This is a genomic window from Pontibacter pamirensis, from assembly GCF_010015475.1.
GTDB lineage: Bacteria > Bacteroidota > Bacteroidia > Cytophagales > Hymenobacteraceae > Pontibacter > Pontibacter pamirensis.
Genome location: NZ_SSNI01000011.1, coordinates 110,771 through 136,713, shown reverse-complemented (window position 1 = coordinate 136,713; position 25,943 = coordinate 110,771). Strand labels below are relative to the sequence as shown.

The 25,943-nt window shown below is 48.7% G+C and carries 16 protein-coding genes; 4 read left to right on the top strand and 12 right to left on the bottom strand.

Translation table 11 applies throughout. The features are described from left to right. Positions 1-16: 16 nt before the first annotated feature. Complete coding sequence (locus E1919_RS11250) at positions 17-265, bottom strand: hypothetical protein (RefSeq protein WP_162053500.1); 249 nt, start codon at positions 263-265, stop codon at positions 17-19. A 151-nt stretch (positions 266-416) separates the two neighbouring features. Here E1919_RS11250 and E1919_RS11245 point away from each other — a divergent pair, with 151 nt between their 5' ends. From E1919_RS11245 to E1919_RS11235, 3 genes are all read left to right on the top strand, one after another. Then, positions 417-1,547, top strand: coding sequence for a 5-(carboxyamino)imidazole ribonucleotide synthase (locus E1919_RS11245; protein ID WP_162053499.1), 1,131 nt, complete (start codon positions 417-419; stop codon positions 1,545-1,547). A 2-nt stretch (positions 1,548-1,549) separates the two neighbouring features. Beyond that, positions 1,550-2,077, top strand: a complete 528-nt coding sequence (gene purE, locus E1919_RS11240) for a 5-(carboxyamino)imidazole ribonucleotide mutase (RefSeq protein WP_162053498.1) — start codon at positions 1,550-1,552, stop codon at positions 2,075-2,077. A 467-nt stretch (positions 2,078-2,544) separates the two neighbouring features. After that, positions 2,545-3,492, top strand: coding sequence for a hypothetical protein (locus E1919_RS11235; RefSeq protein WP_162053497.1), 948 nt, complete (start codon positions 2,545-2,547; stop codon positions 3,490-3,492). Positions 3,493-3,559: 67 nt separating this feature from the next. On the opposite strand, the gene E1919_RS11230 is transcribed toward E1919_RS11235, so the two are convergent. From E1919_RS11230 to E1919_RS11190, 9 genes are all read right to left on the bottom strand, one after another. Next, positions 3,560-4,540 carry a glycosyltransferase family 2 protein gene (locus E1919_RS11230; protein WP_162053496.1) on the bottom strand — a complete coding sequence of 327 codons (981 nt, stop codon included), beginning with the start codon at positions 4,538-4,540 and terminating at the stop codon, positions 3,560-3,562. A 133-nt stretch (positions 4,541-4,673) separates the two neighbouring features. Next, positions 4,674-5,975, bottom strand: coding sequence for an ABC transporter ATP-binding protein (locus E1919_RS11225; protein WP_162053495.1), 1,302 nt, complete (start codon positions 5,973-5,975; stop codon positions 4,674-4,676). Between the two features lie 7 nt (positions 5,976-5,982). Then, positions 5,983-6,837 carry an ABC transporter permease gene (locus E1919_RS11220; protein WP_162053494.1) on the bottom strand — a complete coding sequence of 285 codons (855 nt, stop codon included), beginning with the start codon at positions 6,835-6,837 and terminating at the stop codon, positions 5,983-5,985. A 501-nt stretch (positions 6,838-7,338) separates the two neighbouring features. Then, positions 7,339-9,285, bottom strand: a complete 1,947-nt coding sequence (gene dnaK, locus E1919_RS11215; protein WP_162053493.1) for a molecular chaperone DnaK — start codon at positions 9,283-9,285, stop codon at positions 7,339-7,341. 280 nt (positions 9,286-9,565) lie between these two features. Then, positions 9,566-11,317, bottom strand: a complete 1,752-nt coding sequence (locus E1919_RS11210; protein ID WP_162053492.1) for a glycoside hydrolase family 43 protein — start codon at positions 11,315-11,317, stop codon at positions 9,566-9,568. A gap of 69 nt (positions 11,318-11,386) precedes the next feature. Continuing rightward, positions 11,387-14,338: a glycosyl hydrolase 115 family protein gene (locus E1919_RS11205; RefSeq protein WP_162053491.1), complete on the bottom strand. Its 2,952-nt coding sequence runs from the start codon at positions 14,336-14,338 to the stop codon at positions 11,387-11,389. Between the two features lie 44 nt (positions 14,339-14,382). After that, entirely contained in the window at positions 14,383-15,702 is a 1,320-nt protein-coding gene (locus tag E1919_RS11200; RefSeq protein ID WP_237144266.1) for an MFS transporter, read from the bottom strand. Positions 15,703-15,818: 116 nt separating this feature from the next. Continuing rightward, positions 15,819-16,988: a mannonate dehydratase gene (gene uxuA, locus E1919_RS11195; protein ID WP_162053490.1), complete on the bottom strand. Its 1,170-nt coding sequence runs from the start codon at positions 16,986-16,988 to the stop codon at positions 15,819-15,821. 146 nt (positions 16,989-17,134) lie between these two features. After that, the gene (locus E1919_RS11190) at positions 17,135-20,167 is read right to left on the bottom strand and encodes an endo-1,4-beta-xylanase (protein WP_162053489.1); all 3,033 of its coding nucleotides are present in this window, start codon (positions 20,165-20,167) and stop codon (positions 17,135-17,137) included. 240 nt (positions 20,168-20,407) lie between these two features. Here E1919_RS11190 and E1919_RS11185 point away from each other — a divergent pair, with 240 nt between their 5' ends. After that, complete coding sequence (locus E1919_RS11185) at positions 20,408-20,554, top strand: hypothetical protein (RefSeq protein ID WP_162053488.1); 147 nt, start codon at positions 20,408-20,410, stop codon at positions 20,552-20,554. A 124-nt stretch (positions 20,555-20,678) separates the two neighbouring features. Here E1919_RS11185 and E1919_RS11180 read toward each other — a convergent pair whose 3' ends face one another. Both E1919_RS11180 and E1919_RS11175 read right to left on the bottom strand, forming a co-directional pair. Next, positions 20,679-22,634, bottom strand: coding sequence for a RagB/SusD family nutrient uptake outer membrane protein (locus tag E1919_RS11180; RefSeq protein WP_162053487.1), 1,956 nt, complete (start codon positions 22,632-22,634; stop codon positions 20,679-20,681). A 12-nt stretch (positions 22,635-22,646) separates the two neighbouring features. Then, the gene (locus E1919_RS11175) at positions 22,647-25,772 is read right to left on the bottom strand and encodes a SusC/RagA family TonB-linked outer membrane protein (protein WP_162053486.1); all 3,126 of its coding nucleotides are present in this window, start codon (positions 25,770-25,772) and stop codon (positions 22,647-22,649) included. Between the last annotated feature and the right edge of the window lie 171 nt (positions 25,773-25,943).

The following is a 25,943-nucleotide window of genomic DNA, read 5'->3' as shown; positions in this document are numbered from 1 at the left end:
CGCAAGCTACTCAGAATTAATTTAAAATGTACCAGTACAATACCAGATCATATACCAGCAATAGCAGCAGCGTAGGGTAGTATTCGTCGCGGGAACTGTCGCCAAGCACAAGGTATCCCGCCAACAGAAGGCTTAGCAACTGGAATGGCACCAGCTGTAAATCCATGCCTGCCAAGCCGCCCGCATGCCAGAACATCCGGAGTATTATTAAAAACAAAGGAACATGGAATAGTACCATCATGCTGCGCACCAACTTCTCTGACATATATAGCTGCATTTGTTTCCTTCAATATAGCTATAGCAAAATAAAAAGCAAAGCTTCGGCCTTAGCAAATGTATAATTAAACAGCAACAGGAGGAGAGATTCGGACATAATCCTTATTTTTGAGAAAAGATTAACAAAAACAAAATACTGCATGAAAGGAGAAGTAAAGCTTGGCATACTGGGCGGCGGACAGCTGGGCCGCATGCTGATGCAAGCCGGGCTCGATTTTAATATTTATACTTTAGTATTAGACCCCGATGAGAATGCACCCTGCAAAGACATCTGCAACGAGTTCTATGTGGGAAGCTTCCGCGATTTTGACACGGTGTATAAATTCGGCAAGAACTGCGATATCCTGACCATAGAAATTGAGCACGTGAATGCGGACGCGCTGGAAAAACTGGAGCAAGAGGGAGTAAAAGTATACCCCGATGCCCGTACAGTGCGCACCATACAAGACAAGGGGTTGCAGAAGGAGTTTTACCAGAAGCACAGCATCCCGACTTCTGACTTTGTTTTGCTGAAGGACAAGGCGGCGCTGCAGGGAAATGTAGATTTTCTGCCTGCTTTCCAGAAGTTGCGCCGAGAAGGCTATGATGGCCGCGGCGTGACGCGCCTGGTAAGTGAGGCTGATTTTAAAAAAGCTTTTGAAGAACCGTCGGTGCTTGAAAAGCTGGTTGATTTCGAGAAGGAGATATCCGTGATTGTAGCGCGCAACGCAAAAGGTGAGGTGACCGCCTTTCCGGTGGTGGAACTGAGCTTTCACCCGGAGCATAACCTGGTGGACTCGCTGTTTGCGCCAGCTAATGTACCTTATAAGTTGCAGCGCCTTGCCATCGAAATCGCCACACGCGTTATCGAGGCCTTTGGTATGGTGGGTATACTGGCCGTGGAGATGTTCCTGACTAAAGATGGGCAAATCCTGGTAAATGAGGTAGCACCGCGTCCGCACAACAGCGGGCACCATACCATCAAGGCAAACTATACCTCGCAGTATGAGCAGCACCTGCGCGCCATCTTGAACCTGCCATTGGGCGCTACAGAAATACAAAGCGCTGCTGTGATGCTGAACCTGCTCGGCGAACCAGGCTATGACGGTGAGGCAGCTTATGAGGGGTTGCAGGAAGCACTGGCGGTGCCAGGGGTATACATTCACCTGTACGGTAAAAAGTATACCCGCCCTGCCCGCAAAATGGGACATATCACAGTGCTGGGGCAAAATATTGAAGAAGCGCAGCAGCGAGCCGAATCCATTAGAAACATAATCAAAGTGAAAGTATAAACATGGCTGACGAAACCACAAACAATCAACCCTTAGTAGGCATCATCATGGGCAGCCAATCTGACCTGAAGGTGATGGATGCCGCCGCCGAAATTTTAGAAACCCTTGGGGTGCGGTATGAGCTGACCATCGTATCGGCACACCGCACGCCGCATCGTATGATTGAGTATGCAGAAAATGCCCGCAAGCGCGGCCTGAAAGTGATTATTGCCGGGGCAGGCGGAGCAGCCCACTTGCCGGGTATGGTCGCTTCGCTGACTACTTTACCTGTTATCGGCGTGCCTGTAAAGTCAAGCAACTCCATTGATGGCTGGGATTCGGTGCTGTCTATCCTGCAGATGCCAGGTGGAATACCGGTGGCTACCGTGGCCCTGGACGGGGCTCAGAATGCCGGTATACTGGCTGCACAGATTTTAGGAACCACCAATGCCGCCGTGGCAGACCGGCTGGAGAAGTATAAAAACAGCTTGAAAGATAAGGTAATGCGCTCGGTGGAGGAGTTGAAGCGCGGAGACCGGGACTTGGATTAGAAATCAGTAAAAAGCAAGAGGAGGAGGTGTTTGAGCTTCCTCTCTTGTTTCCCCTCACTACGCTGCCTGTATACTTGCCTTCATTTTCATCCACATAGTACAAGGTAAGCTTCCTATTAGCTTAAATTTAGTGCCTCACCTGCCATCTCTTTAAAGGAGCATCTGCATTTATTGTAAGGTTATAGTATAAATTATATATAGTTGTAATTTATATTCTTTCAAGCAGATTATACTTTTAAAAAATTCTTAGATTCAAATATAATATATTATTGATTTAATATGTATATACAGGTAAAAGTTATGCCCAAAATTTATTTTGTATAACTGCATGGCTGTTTGCTACTATAATGACTGCATACATAACCACTATAGAGCACAACCGTTAAAGGTTGAATTGCATGCTATAGAATAAGTCTGATTAACTACAACGGCTATCATACCTTCAACATTAATTCTTGTTTAATCCTATGCGGAGGATTTTTTTAAAGCTTTTACATATATATATTATAGTAAGTAGTGGTAACAAGTACGGAGCCTCAAGCGTCCATATCAGAGATAACTACTACAGTAGAATACTTCAGAACAGGTACTTTATAAGAGACTATATTATAAAGAAAAGATATAAGGTAATTGAGTATCGGCTGGAGTTCCAGCAGGAACTAACTTTTGTATTGCCGTTTGCTTACTGGCATTATCTTAACGGGACACTTGAGAAAACGGTAGGCTGCAAGTATACGAAGGAACTGTACTTCTTTAGTAAGAATCATGAGGAGAGGTTTGAAAAAAGACTGTCAAGGCTACCGAGAAAGAAGTTTGAATATCCAAACATGTTTCACTGTAGAAGTTTCAGCCAATCTAAGTGGGCCAGAGTACCTCTGAAGGAACACTATCAGAATAATGTGCTAGTATTTGATAAACCAATACTGATTATTGCCAACAAGTATAATACGGAGTGGGGAGGAAAGCCCGTTAATTACTTCAGTATTCCAATGCTTATGGATATCATTTCAGCGTATAAAGAGAAATATCAGATTATCTACAACAGACCTTCCGCAGCCCACATAACGATGGATAACAGCGATGTACTTAATTTAAATGAGATTAAGTACATCCGCGAAAGACAACCCGATGTCTTGCTAGCCGGAGACTTATACAAGAAGCATTGCTCGCTCGCAAATAATTATAATCACTTTCAGTTGATGTTGTACGCGAATTGTAATCACTTTTTATCAGTGCATGGAGGTACGGCTGCTCTGGCAAGTTATTTTGGTGGTACAAACATTATCTTTTCCAGGCAGGGGAGAGAGCACATTTTCAAAGAATTCGAAACTGTGTTTCCGGCCTTATCGGGAGCCAGGGTTTTACACGCAAAAGAAGAACAAGATGTTTTTGCTTATCTTAAAGAATACTATTAGCTCTGGAAGGGTAGTTTGCCGGGCAAATACATGACGGCTGTATCAGTGAAAGATGTAGCTCGCTTTGTTACCAGTTAATGAGCATCTTTATATAAACTTTTGCAGCCCGGTAGCATATCACGGCATCATTGTTCAGTACTAATGCCTGTCTTAGGTTTGTTTTTACAGCTGCTTTGTCTTTTGATGATTTCCATATTCTGTTAGCCGTAATAATACCATAATGAGCAAAGTGCCTTCGGGCTTTGTGTCGCTGGGCCTTTCTATTCTCAACAGGCAAATGATGCTGAAAAAGGTCAATAACATAGGCGGCGTCCCGGAGGTACTGCCCGCTCAGTTGCTTTTGGCCGGATATGGAACTCATGTGCTTCCTGTACTCAGCCAGAATCTCTGGTGTATAGGCTATAGGGTAGTGCTTTGCAATGCGCACCCACATTTCCCAATCCTCCCCATAGTTTATACCATAAAAAGCACCTAGCTTCTCGTATACTTCCCGCTTTACCGTGATAGCCACATACTGTAACCGCTGGCGTTCACTTATACGCAGAAGCCAGTTCTTTAAAAGCCCTGGTTTGGCAATTTCCGGAGATCGAAGACCCGGAACCGGTTCGTTTTGTTCATTTACAGGCTGATACCTGCAAAAAGCCGCCCCAGCCTCTGGATAGTCCTCGAAGAGCTGTCCCAGAACTTTGTAATAACCTGCTCTTACCCGGTCATCCCCGTGCAGCAGGTGCACCAATTTGCCCTGTGCACGGTTTATGCAGGTTTCAAAGTTTCGCAGGCTGCCCACGTTCAGGGGGTGCCTGTAGTAGCCGATTCTCCCATTGCCTACTCGCTTTACCAAGGCCTCCACATCGGCATCGGTGCTGGCATCATCTACCACTTCTATCTGCATCTCTTGCTGAGGTATGTTTTGGGCAAGTACACTTTCCAGCGTCTGGGTTAAGAACTGCGCGCAGTTATAAGTCGGGATCATCACTGACCACAAAGGCCGCTCTCCTGATGGCGGAAGTGGTTGTATAACGGGCGGTACAGAAGGAGTACGGTTCATGTAAAATCAGATAACAAAACCTTAAAATTTAAAAATACTAACGAACAGTATAAAGGTTTGGTAATTGAACCTATGTTTATGTGAGACGCAGCAGGGTTAAGTAGAACTCAACTTTAGAATGGCTGGTGACGCTTCATGAGTGGCTATTATACTTTTGCTGATAAACGCTATCCTTTTGTCTGAGCCGGAAAGGGAAATTAGGACGTACGGCACCCCACCACTTGCCGAACCACTGGAAATCCGCGCGGTAATCTTCCACCTCAAAAGAGAGACACTCTTCAAAGTAAAACACTTCCACCGAGGTGTCTCTTACTATGATGATGGAGAAGTAATAAGAGCCGTCGTTCAGGAAGTTGCCCGGGATGGAGCACTCCCCTTCTACTAAGCCTTTGTCGCAGCGCATGACAGGGGAGGGAACATCAAAGATGCACTCGTCGCCATAAGTGAATAGGTGCAGGCCAGTGTTCAGTATGACATCATCTGTCATGTTCCAGAACTGAAACCTCACTTTAAGGGGCGTCCGGATGTCCAGCGGGGCCTCTGGTGACAGTAGTTCCGGTACCAACTCCACTGACTTGAAACGGACCAGGTCATTGCCTGGCGCCTCCTCGGGTGTAGCCCACTCCTGCTTTAGCTTCAGCTGCTGTGTGCCGGAAACATACTTGTCAACAACAGCCGAAACCTCCCCTAACTCCTGCATCTTGCCTTTGTGGAGCCACAGGGCTTTGTCGCACAGTTTGCTGATGGCCTGCATGCTGTGGCTAACGAAAAGGATTGTTCTTCCTTCAGAGTGGGACACCTCCCGCATCTTGCCCAAGCATTTCTTTTGAAAATCGGCATCACCCACGGCCAGTACTTCATCAACAATCAGGATGTCCGGCTCGAGGTGGGCGGCAACGGCGAAGGCCAGGCGCACATACATTCCGGAAGAATATCTTTTGACGGGGGTGTCTATAAAGTTCTCGATACCTGAGAAGTCCACTATTTCGTCGAATTTTCCCCGGATTTCCTCTTTACCCATGCCCAGCACATAGCCGCTGACAAAGATGTTTTCGCGGCCTGTGAGTTCTTGATGGAACCCTGTCCCTACTTCCAGCAGGCTGCTTACTTTCCCCTTTCCTCTGACAACTCCTGTGGTAGGGCGCACGATGCGGGAGACAATCTTTAAGAGGGTGGATTTACCGGAGCCATTGCTGCCAATGATGCCCAAGACTTCGCCCCGCTTCACCTCAAAGTTAATGTCTTTGAGAGCCCATATATGGTCTTTAGGCAAAGAGCCGGCCTCCGCACCGCTTAAATGGAAGAAGGGGTTTTCCTTCTTTAAAACGGACGTGCTCCACCAGTGCTGTAGGTCCTGCCGGAAGGAGCCTGTGCCAATAACTCCCAGCCGGTATAGCTTTGATAAGTCCTCTACTTGGATAACTGTTTCTGCCATGCTTCTTTTATAGAATGTCTATTAGTTTATCGCCCTGTTTGTTGAACAGCAGCAGGGATACTACCATCAGCACTACCATAAACAGCACGCTGTATCCTAAGAGGTAAGGGGAAACCGTGCCTTCGCCTAAGAGGGACAGGCGGAACACCTCAAACAAAGGGGTAAGGGGGTTTAGCACAGCGAGCCAGCGCACATCTTCCGGAACAGCCTCAAGGGGATAAATAACGGGTGTGATAAACATGAGCAGGCGGACACCCAAGCTGATGAGGTACGCCATGTCCCGGTACTTTGCCGTGAGCACCGAAAAGACGAGTCCCATACCCAGAGCGATCCCTCCCACTGTAAGGACAGATATAGGAAACCAAAGGAGCCCCAGATCGAAAGACACCGACCAATCCAGAAACAACCAGTAGAAGGCCATCATGAGCAGCAGGAGCGCTAACTGAATCAAAAAGTCAAAGAAGTTCCTGCTCATAACAGATAAAGGCATCACTAGCCGCGGAAAGTAGACTTTGCTGAAGATCTGCGAATTGTCCCGGAAGGTTGTAGCCGTGCCGGCAAAGCCACTACTGAAGAAGTTCCAGAGCACTATTCCGGAGAAGTAAAAAAGGACAGGCGGTAACTCCCCGGTAGAGACTCCTACGATCTTGTCGAACACCAGAAGATAGGTGACTAGGGTCATAAGAGGAGGGAACAGGATCCAGAAAGGGCCCAGAACAGTCTGCTGGTATTTTAGAAGAAAGTCGCGCTTTACCAGGCTTGCCAATAGATGGCGGTAGGACCAGAACTCCTGTGGACTGGCACCAAGGTAGCTTGTCTCTGTGCCTATCTCCCAGTCCCAGGTACTTTTATTTGTTGGCATATTTTAGGTTTAAGGGCATTTTGAAGTAGAGGTTGTCATTCATTAATCAAGCTTTCATTATACCTCGAAAACCTGTTAATGTTAGAGCACATGTTGCGTCTTCAATTTAGGAAGATTTTAAAGCTTATATGCGTTCTAGGTGTATTTGTGTTTTGAAACGAGCCCGTGCAATTGAACTATAAGGCGCATACCCGGCTGTATGGCCGATACGATACCCAGCGTTCATAATGTTTTATTATCCAAATTTTTGGGACTTTTATTCTAACTGATGTTACAGGAACCTTATACGAGATGGAGGACTGCTATGGTTTTATAATGAAAGCGAAAGGAGCATTATAGCAAATGAGAAAACTCATTACGTGCGTACCTGATTAGACTTGTTACGTGAGATAAACTTCAGGATAAGAGAAAGATTTGTGTGAAGCATGTTAGCATGACAACAAAAAAAGAACCCCTGCCGGTTTTGGCAGGGGTTCTCCATGTATGTTAAAGTATTATATATTACTTGTTGCCGTCTACTTCCTCGTAGTCTACATCGGTTACACCACCATCGTTGGCAGCAGCACCTTGCGGACCACCCGCCTGGCCATTGCCCTGACCGCCATCAGCGCCTGGGGCACCACCTGGCTGGCCTTGACCCTGCGTGGCAGCGTACATCTCCTGAGAGGCTGCACTCCACGCATTGTTCAGGTTTTCTAAAGCTTTGTCGATACCGGCTACGTCTTTGGCACCATGTGCTGTTTTCAGCTCGCTCAGCGCGTTCTCGATGTTCGATTTGTTGCCAGCAGACAACTTTTCGCCATACTCTTTCAACTGCTTCTCAGTCTGGAAAATCATAGAGTCAGCTGAGTTCAGCTTCTCAATCTCTTCCTTCGCCTTCTTATCTGCTTCGGCATTGGCCTCTGCTTCCTGGCGCATTTTCTCGATTTCCTGGTCGCTGAGACCAGAAGAAGCTTCAATACGGATTTTCTGCTCTTTGCCAGTCGCCTTATCCTTTGCAGTTACGTGCAGGATACCGTTGGCATCGATATCGAAAATCACCTCAATTTGAGGAACACCACGTGGTGCTGGCGGTATATCTGCTAAATGGAAGCGGCCTATGGTGCGGTTGTCGCGGGCCATTGGCCGCTCACCCTGCAGTACGTGAATTTCCACAGATGGCTGGTTATCGGAAGCAGTCGAAAAAGTTTCAGACTTCTTTGTTGGAATTGTCGTGTTAGACTCAATCAATTTAGTCATCACTCCACCCATTGTTTCGATACCCAGTGAAAGCGGTGTTACGTCCAGCAGGAGCACGTCTTTTACTTCACCAGTTAATACACCACCCTGTATGGCAGCACCGATGGCAACTACCTCATCCGGGTTCACGCCCTTGGAAGGCTTCTTGCCGAAGAACTTTTCTACTTCTTCCTGCACTCTTGGAATACGGGTAGAACCACCCACCAGAATCACTTCATCAATATCAGAAGTTGACAGACCAGCGTCTTGAAGTGCCTTTTTACATGGCTCCATGGAGCGACGAATCAGGTTGTCAGACAGCTGCTCGAACTTGGCGCGGGTTAATTTGCGTACCAAGTGTTTCGGCACACCGTCTACCGGCATAATGTAAGGCAGGTTGATTTCTGTTTCGTTAGAAGACGAAAGCTCAATTTTCGCTTTCTCAGCAGCTTCTTTCAGGCGCTGCAGTGCCATTGGGTCTTTGCGCAGGTCAAGGCCTTCGTCATTCTTGAACTCATCAGCCAGCCAGTTGATGATTACCTGGTCAAAGTCGTCACCACCCAAGTGTGTGTCACCGTTTGTAGAAAGTACTTCAAACACACCGTCACCCAACTCAAGGATGGAGATATCAAATGTACCACCACCTAAGTCAAACACAGCGATTTTCTGATCGATACTTTTCTTGTCAAGTCCGTAAGCAAGCGCTGCTGCTGTTGGCTCGTTGATGATACGCTTCACCTCAAGACCTGCAATCTGGCCGGCCTCTTTTGTAGCCTGGCGCTGTGCGTCATTGAAGTAAGCTGGTACCGTAATAACCGCTTCAGTTACAGTCGTGCCCAGGTAATCTTCTGCAGTAGCTTTCATTTTCTGAAGCACCATGGCAGAAATTTCCTGTGGTGTATACTGTCTGTCACCGATTTCAACACGCACGGTATTGTTACCGCCCTGTATCACTTTGTAGGATACTTGTTTTGATTCTTCGCTTACCTCATTGTAGCTGTGGCCCATGAAGCGCTTGATAGAAGCAATTGTGTTTTGCGGGTTCGTGATCGCCTGGCGTTTGGCAGGGTCACCTACTTTACGCTCGCCGTTTCCGTTGTCTAAGAAAGCAACGATAGACGGAGTTGTTCTGCGGCCTTCGCTGTTAGGAATAACAACCGGCTCATTACCTTCCATTACGGCAACGCATGAGTTGGTTGTACCTAAGTCAATACCAATTATCTTTCCCATTCTATAGTTTTATTATATAAATTTCTGATTTCTAATTTTTCTTGTTGTCTTTCTTATAACAACCCTTGTGCCAATGGGGAAATAGCATTTTGTTTCTGTCAATATGTCACTTTCTGTTCTGCGGTCTTCGCTTTTGTCCGACTCATACCTGCACGGCTCTTTATAGACCGACAGAATTTCCTGTGTGGCTATAGGCTTTATGAACAAACAGAAGAGGCCCGGCTGTATGCCGGTCCTCTTTCTTTGAGGTGATTTTTAGAAGCTTTCTGTATTGGAAAATTTAATTGGCTTTGTTAGCTGATGCGGAATCATATACTGCATCATTGCCTTCATACCTAAACCAGTCGAAGGTGGCCTTGTTGTTCGAAGGTTTGCCCTGTGAGGTGGCATACATGCCCAGCGTAGTGCCCACAAAGCCTCCGGAAACGCGCGTACTTAAGAAAGTGCCGTCTACGTTGTCCTGCAGCAGTTTCCAGTCGCCTTCTTTCGTGCTATAGTAGAAGCTGATATTACCTTTGTCAAACTCCGTTTTCAGGTAAAGTGGTTTGCCTCTTTCACTTCTGACTAGTGCCTTCTCTGCCAGCACGGTGGTGGTTCCGCTCGTAGTGCCATCTGCTGCTTTCTCTGATTTTAGCAGTTGTACTACTTCCTTTCCGTTAGACATGGTTTTACCTAGTGCGTAGTAATTGTTCTCGCTCTGGAAAGCTGCTATACCCGCAAACTCATTGGCGGATGTCGGCTTAAAGCTCATTTTTGTACTGGCACTGCCCGTAACATGCTGCTGCCTTCTGGCAACAAAGGAAAGGCTCTCTTTGCCGGATAAGGTGGCTGGTTGCAGGTTAAGGGTCAAACTTCCGGCAGGCTCGCTCAGGCTATACCATTGGGAGCGGGGCGTTCTCAGGAGCAACCAGTAGAAGGGTAATTTGCCCTCCTTAAAATCTTCCTGTTGCACAAAATTCCCGCTCAACGGAAACACAGGCTTGTCTGCTGCTGGCAGATTCGGGCGCTTATAGGAATACTGTACCTCATCGAAATCAGCATTAATTATTGGCCAGCCATCTTTCCAGGTGACGGGTGCCAGAAAAGTTTCGCGGCCTATGTTGTAGCTGTCTTTGGTGTCATATGGTCGGGTGGCTAAAAAGATAGCCCACCACTCGCCGTTTTGCGTTTCCACCAGATCGGCATGGCCTGTGGCAGATATCGGATTCTTTCTGTCGTTAGGTAGATGGCGCTGTGTGAGGATGGGGTTATTCTCGTAGGGTACGTATTCTCCCATCACATCCCTGCTCCTCAAAATCACTTCCGAATGGTTGACGCTGGTGCCGCCTTCTGCCGCCATCAGATAGTAGTAGCCGTCTTTTTTATAAATGTGCGGTCCCTCAATCCAAACTGGCTTTTGGGAAATATCCACACCTCCGTTCACCAGTATCTTCGGAGAGCCTGCTGTTTTCATGTTCTTATAGTCGAACTCGATGATACGGATGGTGCGATGGCCATCGTAGAGCGGCTTGTTATCAGGAGCTTCGCTGTTGTACAAGATGTATGCTTTTCCGTCCTCATCAAAGAAGATAGAAGGGTCGATGCCGCTGACCTCACGAAGCCACGTTGGGTCGGACCATGGACCAGCAGGGTCTGTGGCCGTCACAACAAAGTTTCCGCCGTTGTCTATAAGGGTGGTCACCATGTAGAAGGTGCCTTCATGGTGAGAGATAGCAGGGGCAAATATTCCCCTGGATGCACCCAGAGCATCCAGGTCCAACTGCTCAGGCCGATCCAGAATATTGCCTATCTGTGTCCAGTTCACCAGGTCTTTGCTATGGAATATAGGCACACCCGGGAAGAAGGAGAAGGAGGAGTGAATCATATAGTAGTCGTCTCCTACACGGGTGATGCTGGGGTCAGGATAAAAGCCTGGCAGGATAGGGTTTTGAAATGTATCCTCATTCTGCGCAAAAGAAGGCGAGCTGGCCAGGTAAAAAAGGCTGCACAGGAATAGAAAAGCCTTTTGCAGTATGTTATTTCTTCGGTTCATAGTATGTAACGTTTTAATATGCTAATTAGAAAAAGGCTCCGTTGCATCTCTACTAACGGAGCCTTTTGTTTATTGATTTGCTTTTTCAGGTTGGTAATAGCTTTCCGGTGGCCCCAGGTAAGATGGTTTTAAACCGCCTGTGTCTACCACTATTTTTTGCAGCACCACCCCCGGGTCTACCATCCAGAACTTCAGCACATGCTCTCCTGGAGTAGCTACCTGATGAGTGGATACCTGCACATTAATGTTATCCGCTACCCACTTGTTCCAGGCACCTTCCGAATTCTCCTTGTGCATGTTGATGATTTGCGGCTCCGCGTCATCAATGGACATGGCGAATTTCAGGCCGTCGGAGGCGTTGAAGTTAAGGGTAGGGGAAAGGTAGGTATGCACCTTTACCTCACCCGCATTCTGCAGGTACATCTTATATTCCAGGTGCGGGCTGTCGCCCCCTGGCTTCTGCGTTTCGGCTGTTACCGGGAAAGGTGACATCGCTGACATGGTCTTGCCCAGGTCCGGGATAAGCTGCCACTCGATGATGCCGTTGTCTACGGCGCGGGTATAGTGCTCCGCTTCCATTGCTACATAGCCGTTGCTTTCCACAAAGCCTTTCACCACGCCTGGCTTTAAGTCAGCAGGGTTATTAACGACAGCCTGAATTTTTACCGTTGTGTTGTCTGGCCCGGTAATCGTGATTGGGACGCGCTGTACGCCGGTTGGTGCTTTCTGCCAGTCTACGCTTACCAGCAGGCGCTGCTCCTTTTCCACAGTACCTTGGGTGGAGGAAACATTCAGCCAAGGAGCCCCGGACTCTACTTTATAGGTGAAAGGCTCCTTGCCTTGGTTGAATATTTCGATGTAGTGCGCTTGCTGGCCAAAAGGTGTAAAAGTAGGCAATTCTGCCTGCTGCTTTTCCCTTGGCCACCAGACATCAGAACCTTCGACGGCCACACCCATTTTTGCTCCTGATGCCACGTTGACTAGCTTCACAGTGGGCATTACATCTTTTTCCGGTTGCTGCCAATAGGTATAGCTGATGTGCGTCTGGTCCATCATATGGTTCCACTTGCCGTTTGCCAGTTCCTCATTATAGTATTTCATCAGCGCCTGGTCTTTCTCGAATAGCTCACGCACCTTGGCGGCCATGTCGTTGGCAGTGGCACGGTTTTGCTTTGCATAGAGGTAGTTTTTGCCAACCGTAATGTGCAGCTCGTTGAGGTTGGCAGAGGCTTTTACCGGGAACAGCACTAACTGGTAGTAAGCATCCTTATATTCGGCTGGTAAGGCATCATAAATTTTCTCCGCTTTCACTACCAATTGATTATACTCTTCGACCACTCTTTCTGCCTCTCTGTAGTTTGTCAGGCTATAGGTGTCCGGGGCCAGTAACTCTGGCTTACGGCGGCCATTGTACTTGGAGTAGGTAGCCAGGATTTCCGCAATGGGTTGGGCGTACTGGCTACCGAACTGTTCCTCTGCCCAAAGGATAGTGTATTCCTGCAAACGCTCTGCCGGCCATTTATCCGGGTTCCAGGCATAGTCGAGGAAGAACTCCAGCGGGAATTCCATCGGTTTGATGTCGCCCACGTTTACAATCCAAATGCGGTCGGCACCGTACTTGTGCGCCATGTGCATCTGTTCCCACACTCTTGGAATCGGGTTTGTGTTCAGCCACTTGTAGTTTCTCGGTCCACCTACGTAGTCGAAGTGATAGTAAATGCCGTAGCCACCGGAATGTTGCTTTTCGCCTGGCTTCGGTAGCTTGCGAATGTTGCCCCAGTTGTCATCGGCCAGGAGCAGGGTTACGTCATCCGGTACCCGCATACCTCTGTCATAGTAATCCTGCACTTCTTTGTACAAGGCCCAGATTTGTGGCGTTTCAGAAGTTGGCTTTCCGGTTACGTCGGCAATGATCTGGCGCTGGTCAGCTACAATCTGCTCCAGCAGGGCAATGTTGCTGCTTTCAGACATCGGTTCGTCCCCGTCTCCGCGCATACCAACAGTTACAATGCTTTCATTGGTGCCCCTGCGCTCCATGCCTTTTCGCCAGAATTCCTGCAGGTTTTCTTTGTTCGTGTTATAGTTCCAGGAGCCTTTGCCATAGCGTCTCCACTCGTCGTGGGCCCGCGTTAAAGGCTCGTGGTGCGAGGTGCCGAGCACCACGCCATACTCATCTGCCAAGGGTGCGCTCAACGAATCGTCATCATAGATAGCGTTTCCCCACATGGCTGGCCAGAGGTAATTGCCCTTCATGCGCAGCAGCAGTTCAAATACTTTGTCGTAGAACTTGTGGTTAAAGCCGCCGAACTTCTCTTTAGACCAGCCGGAAAGGGCCGGCGCTTCGTCGTTAATAAAGAAGCCACGGTATTTAACGGCAGGCTCCCCCTGTGTGTGGCGCCCCGGCAATATGTATACATTCTGCTTTTGCTTTACCGGCACATCAGCCCACCAGTACCAGGGCGAAACGCCCATTTCGTCTGACAGGTCATACATGCCGTAAATCGTGCCGCGCTTGTCACTACCCACAATCACCAAGGCCCGGTCTACACCGCGCATCGGCTTTTCCACCACCTGAATCAGCGAGGCTTCCCAGCGTCCGGCAATTCCCGCAACGTCAAGCTTCTTGTCGCGCACGAGCTTATCGATAAGAGGGCTTTTGCCTAGCGTTCCCACCAGTACGATTTCCTTTGCTTTGGGTGCTTTCTTGCCTATTGTCAGCTGAGGCTCTGCATTTGTTACCATTTTAATATCAGCCTGCAGGTGCTTTGCCACCCGAGCCACGCCCGGGTAATCTTCGGCACTTACATAGATAGGCGCAGACTTACCACCGGCAGAAAGCGCAAAGCGGTCCAAGCCTTTTTCTGTGGCGATGTAGGAGGGAAGATCATCGGTAGCGAAAACTGCCTGTGGGCCAGCCAAAACAAATAAGAACAGCAGCACCAGGCAAAGAGGCTTCCTCAGCCAACTCGCCGGTGAAACGTATGCCCTTTGCGGGAAACAATAAAGGGAATTTACTTTCATGATAGTATAAATTTATGAACCGCTTTTCACAGCGGCTCCTGTTACTAAATTGCTGCCTGCTTCATTTTAGGCGACAGGAAGTGCATGATGATCCATGCTATTATATAGGCGCTGCCGCATACTGTGAAGATGATATTATAACCGGCAATAATGTTGCCAATGCCTTTGTAGTAGTCCAGTATAAAACCGATGAAGAGCGGGAACAGGGCACCTCCCACGGAGCCTGCCATGCCTCCGATACCTACCACCGAGCTCACGGCCTTTTTAGGGAACATGTCAGATACTGTTGTGAAGATGTTTGCACTCCAGGCCTGATGTGCCGCGGCTGCTAAACTAATCAAACCTACTGCAATCCAGATATCGGAGGTATAGCGGGCGGCCATAATCGGCACTACCAGCAGAGCGATGATAAACATGGCTGTTTTACGCGCCCTGTACACTGCCCAACCCTTCCGGATGAAATAGGACGAGAGGTAACCGCCGCCTATACTACCTATGGTAGTGGCCGAATAAACGATCACGAGGGGCAGGCTTGGTTTGCTCAGGTCAAGGTCGAAGGTAGTGCTGAAGTAGGAGGGAAGCCAGAACAGGAAGAAATACCAGATAGGGTCAGTAAAGAACTTCCCGGCGATGAACACCCACGTCTGCCTGATAAACAGCAACTTTCCCCACTTTACAGGCGTCTTGTCCGCTTCAGCTCCGGCGTCTTCGTTGTCGCTGTGGATGTACGCATACTCTGGCTGGCCGAGGCGCTTTTGCCGGGAAGGGATTTCATAGAATATCAACCAGAAAATCAGCCAGACAAAACCAATGGCCCCGGTGGCGATAAAAGCTTCTTCCCAGCCATAGGCACCCAACATCCAGGGAACAAAAATCGGGGCCACCACAGCCCCTACGTTTGCCCCGGAGTTGAACAGGCCGGTTGCCAGCGCACGCTCCTTTTTGGGGAACCACTCTGCCACCGTTTTGATGGCCGCCGGAAAGTTACCTGCCTCTCCGATACCTAACGCAGCGCGGGCCACTCCGAATCCGAAGGTGGATCTTGCCGCGGCATGAAACATGGCCGCCACGCTCCACACTACAATAGAAATGCTATAGCCCATTTTGGTGCCTATCTTGTCGATGATCCGACCGAAGATGAGCATACCAAGCGCATACGAGGCGGTAAAAGCCATTACAATGCTGCCATAGTCGCTTTCTGTCCAGTTAAACTGCTGCTCTAGGGCAGGCTTCAGCAAACCGATAATTTGCCTGTCGAGGTAGTTGATGGTGGTGGCAAAGAAGAGCAGGGCACATATCGTCCAGCGGTACGACCCGATTTTCTCTCTCTTGGTGGTTTGTTCTGTCATCAAAGGTGCGTTCATGGCAGTGGTTATCCTTTAAAATGATACATGGTGAAGGGTAAAATGAGCAGCAGCAGAAGTCCTGTCCATGCTGCCCATTCATCTAACTCAGCCGGTGGGCTGCTGTAGCAATTTCCTTATTTACCCTTCATTGATTTCGCAATACCCATTTCCAGTCCGCGCAGCTCTGCCAGTCCACGCAAGCGCCCGATGGCGGAGTAGCCGGGGTTCGTAACCTTGTGCAGGTCGTCGAGCATCTGGTGCCCGTGGTCCGGGCGGAACGGAATAGGCTGCTCCCGCTCTTCGTTTAGAGCGACAAGCTCCTTCATCACACCATACATGTCCACATCCCCAGTCAGGTGGTCAGATTCATAGAAGTTTCCAAGATGGTCTTTTTTTACATTGCGCAGGTGGGCAAAGTAAACGCGATGTCCTACTGCCTTCAGAATCTCCACTGGGTTGTTATGAGAACCTGCACCCAACGAGCCGGTGCAGAAACAAATGCCGTTAGGAGCACGGTCCACCCTTTCCATAATGTATAAGAGGTCCTCTTTGTTAGAGGCAATGCGGGGTAATCCTAAGATGGGGTAAGGCGGGTCATCCGGGTGAATCGTCATTTTGATACCGGTCTCTTCACAAACATCCATGATAGATTCCAGGAAGTAAGCCAGATTCTCACGTAAACCAGCATGGCCTATGTTCTTATAGATTTCGATGCTATCAGTTAAGTGTTCCAGCGTAATAAATCCTTCCATCGGAACACCCATTCGGATGATTTCGCTTAATTCATCTAACTGCTGCTGTGAAAAGGAAGAGAACCTCTCTTTTGCCTGTTGCACAACCTCTTCTGCGTAATCCTGCTCAGCACCCGATCTCTTTAAAATGAACAGGTCAAACACCGCCAGATCTGCCCAGTCAAAATACAAGGCTTTGGCGCCATTCCGCAGTTCGTAGGCCAGGTTGGTGCGGGTCCAGTCGAGCACCGGCATAAAGTTGTAGCACACAGTGCTGATGCCAGCCGCCGCCAGGTTGCGAAGCGATTGGCGGTAATTCTCCAGATACATTTCGCAATCGGCGCTTCGGGTTTTAATGGCCTCGTGCACCGGCACGCTTTCTACAACTACCCACTGCAGGCCTGCTTCCTCTATAATGCGCTTGCGTTCCTGAATTTCTTCCAGTGGCCAGACAGCGCCATGCGGTAAATGGTGTAAGGCAGAAACAACACCTGTGGCACCCGCCTGTTTTATATCCTGTAGGGTAACGGGGTCGTTCGGCCCGTACCATCTCCAACTTTGAATTAATGACATGCTTTGCTTGATAGTTTTAATTTGGTTTGAATAGGCTCACAACTTAACTGAAGCCATTGATAATAGACAATAGGTTTAAAATAGTTTGAGCAATTCACGTGGAAAAGAACTTCCAAATGAATTGCTCAAACTATACCTGTATTATTTTACTGTACAATCATTTTTCTAACCCTCACTTCGTTGTTGCTGATGAGCCTGATAAAGTAAATACCTGGCTTCAACGTCAGTTTATTGCTGATGGTACTGCTGTTCATTTGCTGCTCCGCCAGTTTTCTGCCTCCCGCATCTACAATCTGGTAAACAGTCTTTTTAGTGATATTAAAATCAGATACCGCTAGCGTGAACGTGCCCCCAACAGATGGATTAGGATATACGTATAGCGCTTCTGCCTCTATGCCTTTCAGGCTGCTTGCACTGCTTTCAACCGCCAATGTAACAGCTGCTTCTTCCTTCCCAATGCAGTCGCCATGGCCCAGATGAGCCGGTACAGCCTCCTTGGCTATATGAATAGTCTTGCCTTTATGGGCGACATAAATCTTCTCTGGAATGGTGATGGTCACGGTCTCTCCAGCACTAGTGCTAAAGCCGTCATTCACTTTCACTGTCAGGGTATATGAGGTTTGTGTGAAATCCAGTAAGTCAGGTCTGGCAATGGCGATCTGGCCTGTGGCCGCATCTATCGTGAAGATAGACGCTCCTGTTCCGCCCGTGATCATCCAGCCTTGCAAGGTAGTATTCGCATCTGCATCTGTTGCCGCTACTGTGCCTAACACATTGCAAGTCGTTATTTCGTCTAAGCTAAAGCGCTGGTCAGCTGTTACGACCGGTACATGAAGATTGGTGTTGCTCTGAATATACTCCTGAAGCCAAACGAACGCCTCGCGTTCCGCTCCGTTGGTATAGGCCAGGTAAGCACCTTGCGCTGTTCTCCAATGGCCCGGGAGGTATCCCCACAAAGTAATGCCCTTCACGGCCGGGTGCTCCCAGAACACTGGGAAGATGCGCTGATACTCTGCCAACTGCGCAGCGTCTGTTCTTCCGTCGATATCCAATTCTGTAATATAAATCGGCAAACCGGTTGCAGCATAGTTATCCAGAATTTGCGTTAACAGTTCTACACTAACTGACCGAGTTGAAAACGCGTGGCCCTGTATGCCAATGGCGTCGATCAGGTTTTCTTCCTGAAGCAGGTTGATGATGTTCAGGTAACGCTGGGCATTCTGAAGTGAATTTTCAACGCTGTAATCATTCAGCATCAAGGGAGTGTTAGGGAAGTACTTGCGTGCCAGTTTAAAGGAGTTGATTACCCAGTCCCAACCAGTAGTGCCACTGCCGCCAAGAGCCTCTATATATCCTCCGCTTCGTGGGTCATTTGGATCTTGTATAGGAGGGTCGTTTGTTGGTTCGTTCACTACCTCCAGGAAGTCTATGTCTGGATAGCGCTCGGCCACTGCTGCAAACCATTCTTCTATCTCTTCCAACTGCTCTGCCTGTGATAAGTCCTTGATCCAGGTAGGCTGCTGGTTACCCCAGATCAGCACGTGCATACGGAAGGGGAAATCATTGTCTTTGGCCAGTTTATAGGCGGCGTCCAGTTCCGTCCAGTTCATTACATCGCGGACTGCTTCTACTGAACCCCATTTTCCGGCGTTTTCGGCTACTACCTGGTTAAAGTAAGCTGTAAAATTAGGTAACTGCGAAGCGCTGTACACACTACCCAGGAACTTAGGCTGGCCTGTGGCGATAGGAGGGCCTGTTGGCGTGTAAGGTTGCGGAGCAGGTGTATTGTCCACACTACCTAGAATAGACATGTTGTCGATATAGAAAGTACCTGCCTCCGGGAAGTTCAGTCTCAGTTGCAGGTCTGCCTCCTGCGCTGTGAACGTCCAGGAATACATCTCCCAAGTATCAGACAGAGTGAAATCCTGGTCAGCATAGGTGCTTGCTTGTTGCACCACTTTCATCTTCTTGCCAGTAGTTGCTGCTTTTGCCCAAAAGGTTAAAGTATATTCTGTTCCTACCACAGAAGGCCAGGCATCGTTCACGGCCTGTATGTTGTAAGCGGCACCTCCTGCTTGGGTAATGCTCACTTTCATTGCCCTGCTGCCGTTCTGTACATCTGAGGTCTCGGCTGTGAAAGCGCCAATGCCGCCGCCGCTTACCTGTGTCCACCAACTAGTGAAGTTATTACCTGTTCCATTCTCAAAGCCGCCGTTTGTCAGAAGCTCTTCGACCTGTACTGCAGAAGGAATGTAGACATTGTCTATATAAAAAGTACCTGTGCTAAGGAACTGGAACTTCAGCTGCAGGTCATTTGCCCCGGCTGTAAATGTCCAGCTATATTGTTGCCAGGTATCTGTTAGTATAAAGGTTTCTTCGGCATAGGCGCTGCCAAGCTGCAGTACTGTCTTAAAGCTGCTGCCGGCGGTGGCGGCCTTTGCCCAGAAGGTTAAGGTGTAATCCTCGCCTGTTACGGATGGCCAGGCATCATTTACCGCCTGTATCTCCCATGGGTTCGATCCAAGTGTAGCAACGTCTACTTTAAGGGCTCTGGCACCATCCTGCACACTGCCTGTTGCAGCGGTGAAGGTAGCTGACCCGTCTCCTGCACCTGTCCACCAGTTGGTGAAGCTGTTTCCACTGCCGCTCTCAAAGCTCCCGTTGCTGATCAGGTTTTCTACCTGTTCCTGTTGGGGTATCGTAATGCCATCTAAATAAAAAGTGCCTGCATTCGGGAAGTGGAACTTTAATTGTAGGTCCGCCGCCTGGGCCATGAATCTCCACTCATACTTTTGCCAGGTATTGGTTAAAGTAAATGTTTTTTCCTCATACGCATCCCCAACCTGTTGGATCATCTTAAAAGAACTTCCGCTTGTTGCTGCTTTTGCCCAAAAAGTTAAGGTATACTCTTTGCCTGTAACAGAAGCCCATGCATCGTTTACTGCCTGCACATCCCAGGCATTTGCCCCGGGAGTGATGACATTTACTTTCAAGGCTTTACTGCCTTCGGCCTTCTCATCTGTCACAACCGTAAAACTGGCGTCGGTGCCACTGGCGGCTTGGGTCCACCAATTAGCCAGATCATTCTCAAATCCCCCGTTGGGGATAAGGTTTTGCGCCTGGGAAGTAAAGCCCCCCAGAAAGGCCATCAATAAAACTAATAGTATAACTTTCTTCATAAAAATGATTTTAGAGGTAATTGTTAAAGACTTACATGTTTGTATAAGGGTGTTTTAATGTGCAAAAAGGGTTTTATGGAAGCGGCAATGGCAATGTTGTTTTAGTAATCAAGGAGAACAGCGGTCAATTCTTTGTGCCTCCCCCGGCCTTATCTAAGGCTAATTTGTCTGGTTTTAAAGCCGGCTGCTCTGTTGAAGCAGCCAAGTTTTATTTGTTAAGTTAAGAATCCTTGACATGGTATGCAAAGCCTACAGGTTTACTACCAGTGCAGGGATGCTGGAGGTAAACTCCACCCGTTGGTGACTTTCATCAATAAACTATCAGACAAGCTTGATGACGTGGTAAAACGGGTTAATCGTGCCAAACTCCGGGTCTTCTTCATGTAGTCAAAGAGTTTGTTGCGCCTCAGTTCATGGCTCCCTCAAATGATGCATTTTAAACATGCTCCAGGGATAATAAAAGGTTGGCTGCCCATTAAGAGCAGCCAACCTTTTATTATGATTCATCAGATTAGTTGTATCCCGGGTTCTGATAAATCGCTTTTTCTGCGGCGGTCATATCCATCCTGTCAAGCTGGACTTGCGGAATAGGACGCAGATAGTGATACGGTTGAATGTTGCGCGTTATCGTTTCAGGCGAATGGTCACCGTAGTTGCTTCCGGCAATTTGGTAAGTGCCGGCGAGTTCTTCCCACTTTTGGGTGCGGGTCAAATCAAACCAGCGGTAACCTTCTGCATAATATTCACGCGAACGTTCTGCCAGTATATAGTCAATATCTATCACTTCCGGAGTGGCAGCAACCATCTCTGCGCTATTGTCTTCCACTTTAACAGCGTCTCCGTTGTTGTCGTAGCGCCACATGCCGGCACGTGCACGAATCACATTGACCAACTCTCTGGCGCTATAACCAGAGATCGTGCTTGCGCCCATCACTGCTGCTTCGGCTGCTATAAAGTAGAATTCAGAGAACTTGGCAATGTTAAAAGGACGGGTACTGGCGGCGTTTGGTTGTCCTAGTCCGTCGCCATTATCAGTACGGTAGGTACCCATTTTCCAAAGACCCGGATATACTATCCTGCTGATGTCACGAGGGCCTATCACAAAATCAGATCTTCCGGGCAGTTCACCTGCACCAATGTTACTTTTACCTGCTCCACTAGGGTAATTGATGGGCGTTGCTGGTTGTTCGTCCAGGAAAGTCAGGATTGGCTCACCTGGGGCAACCGGTAGACTGTTTGCGTTGTACACCACTGGTGCATTGACACCTCCTTTTGGCCAGTTGCCACGATAAACAGTTGTAAAGGTACCGTCGTAGCGGGAGTCATTTGTTTTGTCGGCAAAGGTGTTTGTAATTACACCAATGGGGGGAGCCATACGTGTCCAGGGGCGCCCCAAGTGTTGTGAGGCTTCACGCTGAACAGAACTTACAGGATTAGTCCAATCTGGATCAAGGGCGCTTCTGATATTGGTATAGTTCCAGGTCATCATCCAAACGGCGAAGTTATCGGGTGCACCGCCACCGCTAAAAGTAAGGCTTGCTCCGTTATAAAATTCGCTTGTCTCGGTGTGGTCGGCATACAACAGTATTTCAGGGTTACGGTCGTTTGTGCCCACGTGCACATCATAGTAGGTTGGTTGCAGACCGAAAGGCCCAGGGTTTTGAATGGCGTTTATGGACACATCATATGCCTGCTGAAAATACCACTGCGCATCATGCCCGTCAGGGTCAGTTCTGGGAGCCTCCGGATAGGTAGGAATGTTATCCGGGTTTAGAAGCCACCATCCATAGGTCAGGTAGGCTTTTGCCAGGTAAAGGCGTGCCAGTGTTTGCGTTGCGCCGCCGGTAAGGCGTGGGTTTGCCGGCAACTCTTCTACCGCTTGCCGCAGATCCGGGAAGATGGCTTTGGTATATACCTCCGGCACTGTGTTGCGCACAGAGAATCTCACAGGGTTATTGTTGAACTTCAACTCCCCCGCGCCTAAATCCAGCGGCACACCGCCGAACGTTTGCACCAGCTGAAAGTAATCGAATGCGCGGAAGAACCTTGCTTCGGCAACCACCGCGTCCGGAATGGTTCCTAGTTCGGCCGCATTTTCAATAACACCGCTGGCGGTGTTAATATTAGAGAACGCGGCTCCCCATAATACATCGGCACGACTGTCAGTGGCAGTAATCTCTCCCTGGCCCGAAAGGTCCATTACCTTGAAGTTCTGGTCCGCACTCTGTGCGTATGTTGCTTCATCGGTACCGGTTTCGGTGGCGTTATAATAGTAGGCTTGCCCGTATATATAGCGCAGGTGAGCATACATGGATGTTACTCCTCCATAAACACCTGTCTCGGTTTGGAAAAAGCCTGGCTCGTAAATACTGCGTGGCTGCTCTTCTAGAATATCCTCGCAGGATGTCAGGGACAGCGCCATCATTAAGGCTGTTCCTATAAAAGCTTTGTTTTTTATAAAATTCATCTTCGTCTTTTTTTAAAATGTCACATTAAGACCAATCAGGTAGTTGCGTGTAGCGGGTGCGTTCGTGCCAATCGTCAGCAGACGGCTTGGAGTACCACCTGTTACCGCCACATTTTGGTCAGCGTATGAGTTAGTTTCAGGGTCCATTCCTGATTCTCTGTAGTAAGGTGAGAACATTACAAATGGATTCTGCGCTGTAGCGTAAAGCCGCAGATTACTGACGCCGACTTTTTCCAGCCAGTTGCTGCTGTTGAAGTTATAGCCAAGTGTGACGGTGCGTATCTTCAGGTACGATGCGTCAAAGTAACCCAGCGTGCTGGCATATTTAGGATTGTCGCCACTTCTTATGCCTGCCGGATTTGGATATTTGGCGTCCGTGTTCTCCGGTGTCCAGTAGTCTACAGCCACGTTACCACGGCGTCCGCTCAGCAAATTAAGGTAGCCCTGCGCCCCGTAGAGCGTACTGTTGAGGATTCCGCCGTTCTGAAAGGCTGCCACTGCAGTTAAGTCAAATCCTTTGTAACCTACGCGGGTGTTGAAGCCCCCCTGGAAATCTGGATTCGCATTCATGACTTGTCGATCATCGGGGCCGATTTCCCTTACAGGCGTACCATCGGCGTTGTAATCACCGGTGTATTTCACCTTGATCATCCCTACATTGCCACCCGGCTCCAGGATATCCAGATATGGGTCTTCCTCCTGCCAGAGTCCTATCCGCTCATAGTCGTAGATAACATTGATAGGCTGGCCTACAAACAACCAGTTGCCTCTATCTTCACTTGCTCCTGAAGCAAGCGATGTAATTTCGTTGCGGTTGCCATATATGTTAACACCGGCTTCCCATGTCCAGCCGTTAAGGTCTTCCAGAATCACACCATTAAGCGAAAGCTCCAAGCCTTTATTCTGAGTTGCTCCTATATTTGCCGTGTAGCCGCTCACACCTGATGTAGGAGGCAGGCCAAGGCTCAGCAGAATATCCTCGGTTTTTGTTACATAATACTCTAGTGTACCAGACAGGCGGTTGTTCAGGATGGCAAAATCCAATCCGTAGTTCCATGTGTTAGAATATTCCCATCCCAGATTAGGGTTAGGCAGTTGCGTTACATAGTACCCGGTTGCATAATCATCTGGGCCAAAGTTGTAAGGCCTGGTGCTCAAAAGCCCAAGGGTAGAGTAAGGGTCAATGGCTTGGTTGGAGGTTTGTCCGTAGCCCACACGCAATTTCAACATGTTTACAAGGCTCACATCCTGCATAAAAGACTCTCTGGCGATATTCCATCCAACTGAAACGGCTGGATAAGTGTTCCATTTATAACCCGGGGCCAGCCTGGAGGAGCCATCAGAGCGTACGGTAGCGCTTATCATATAACGGTCGTCATAAGAGTACATGGCGCGTCCCATCCACGACAACAAGCCCCACTTGTAGTAGTGCTGGTCGCCAGGGTTAACTGTGATTTCTTCGGTAGCCTGTCCTATGTTAAAGAACTGGAAGGCGTCGGAGGGAATACCTCTTCCCGCTATGCGTGATCTATCATATTGCTCTTGCGAGGCAGAGTATAACCCTACTGCATTCACGTTATGTTTCCCTGCAAAGGTACGATCGTATGTCAGCAGGTTTTCAATGGTCCAGTTAACTGTTTGTGCGTTACTGACAGAAGCAGTTGAAAAGGTGTTTGGGTCAACAGCATTTATCCCTGCTGCAGTGTAGGCGCCTCCCTGGCTTTGGCGGTAATTCAAGCCAAGGTTAGCACGGTACTTTAATCCCTCCACTCCCGGGATTTGCACTTCGCCGTAGATGGTGTTGTAGGTGGCAAACGCCCTGGTTTGGCTTAGCCATAGATCACTCAAACCACCGTCTTCTAACATGTCTCTTGTATATAACCACGTTTCATCCAACGGCATCCGGACGGTTCTTTTCAATGTGCCATCTGCATTATACGGGCTGGCAAGAGGCGACAAGCTTAGTATATTGTACAGGCCCACGTTAGAGCCTTCTGTCTTGTTATAGTTATTGTATGTGGTGAAGCCGACCCGGAAGCGTTTTCCTATTTCCTGGTCAATACCACCGCGCATAGAATAACGTGTGTACTGCTGCGTAGGAATCACCCCTTCATCCTCAAAATAGCCTACACTGAAGTTGTAGCGGCCTTTCTCAGTTCCACCCGAAACGCCTACGTCGTGGTTCGTTGTGATACCGGTTTTGTATAACAGGTCTTGCCAATCGGTGTCTACATCCTCAGCCTCATCTACCCCTAGTTGGCCTGTAAACTGTCCGGCTGCCTGACGCAGCGCAAAAAGCTCTGGCCCGCTCATCATGTCATATTTGGCAAAAACATTTTTCACGCCATGAAAACCATTGTAGCTTATTTGTGGCTTCTGACCTGCTTTCCCTGTTTTGGTAGTTACTAATACAACACCGTTGGCGCCGCGCGAGCCGTAAATGGCGGTCGCCGAAGCATCCTTCAGGATGTCAATGCTCTTGATATCGTTCGGGTTGAGGTCGGAGATAGCCCCTGGAAAAGGGATACCATCCAGTACCACCAGTGGGTCATTTCCGCCGGAGATGGAGCGTGTGCCCCGAATCCGGATTTGCATGGAGGCACCCGGTTGAGAAGATGACTGTGTAAACTCCACCCCCGGCAAACGCCCTTGCAGGGCCTGTGTGATGTTACCGGATGGCACTTTGGCAATCTCTTCTGCGCTTATTGAAGCAACGGAACCTGTCACCGCTTCTGCCCGCTGAACGCCATAACCCACTACTACGACCTCTTCCAGTGCCTGAGCATCTGTGCCGAGCTGCACATTGATAGTAGAGCGGTTGTTGATGGGGACCTCCTGGTTTTCGTAGCCTATATAAGAGAATACAAGAGTACCGGTGCCGTCGGGCACATTGATGGAGTAATTACCCTCTACATCTGTAGGTGCAGCGGTTGATGTTCCTTTCAAAACGACAGTCACGCCAGGCAGTCCTGAGTTTGTTTCTGCGTCTGTAACACGACCGGTTACCGTTGTAGTCTGTGCCATTGCCTGTACACTTACCAGCAGATAAGCCATAAGCATCATGGCAACTCCAATGACTTTGGGCACACGTGCCAGCGAAGTCACTGATCGGAGGTTTTGTTTAAAATCGCATTTCATAATTTAGGTTTTTGAGTTGAGAAAGTATTGCTGTCTAAGGGTTAAGTTTCCGGAAGCGGAGGCTGCCCTGCCTTAAAGCGGTGGGGAGTGGCTGTTCATAGTAGTAGCAGTCTCTGTTGCCTTCTGAAGGCTGGCAAGGCTGCATAGGCTGTTTTGTTTGGGTGTTTTCAT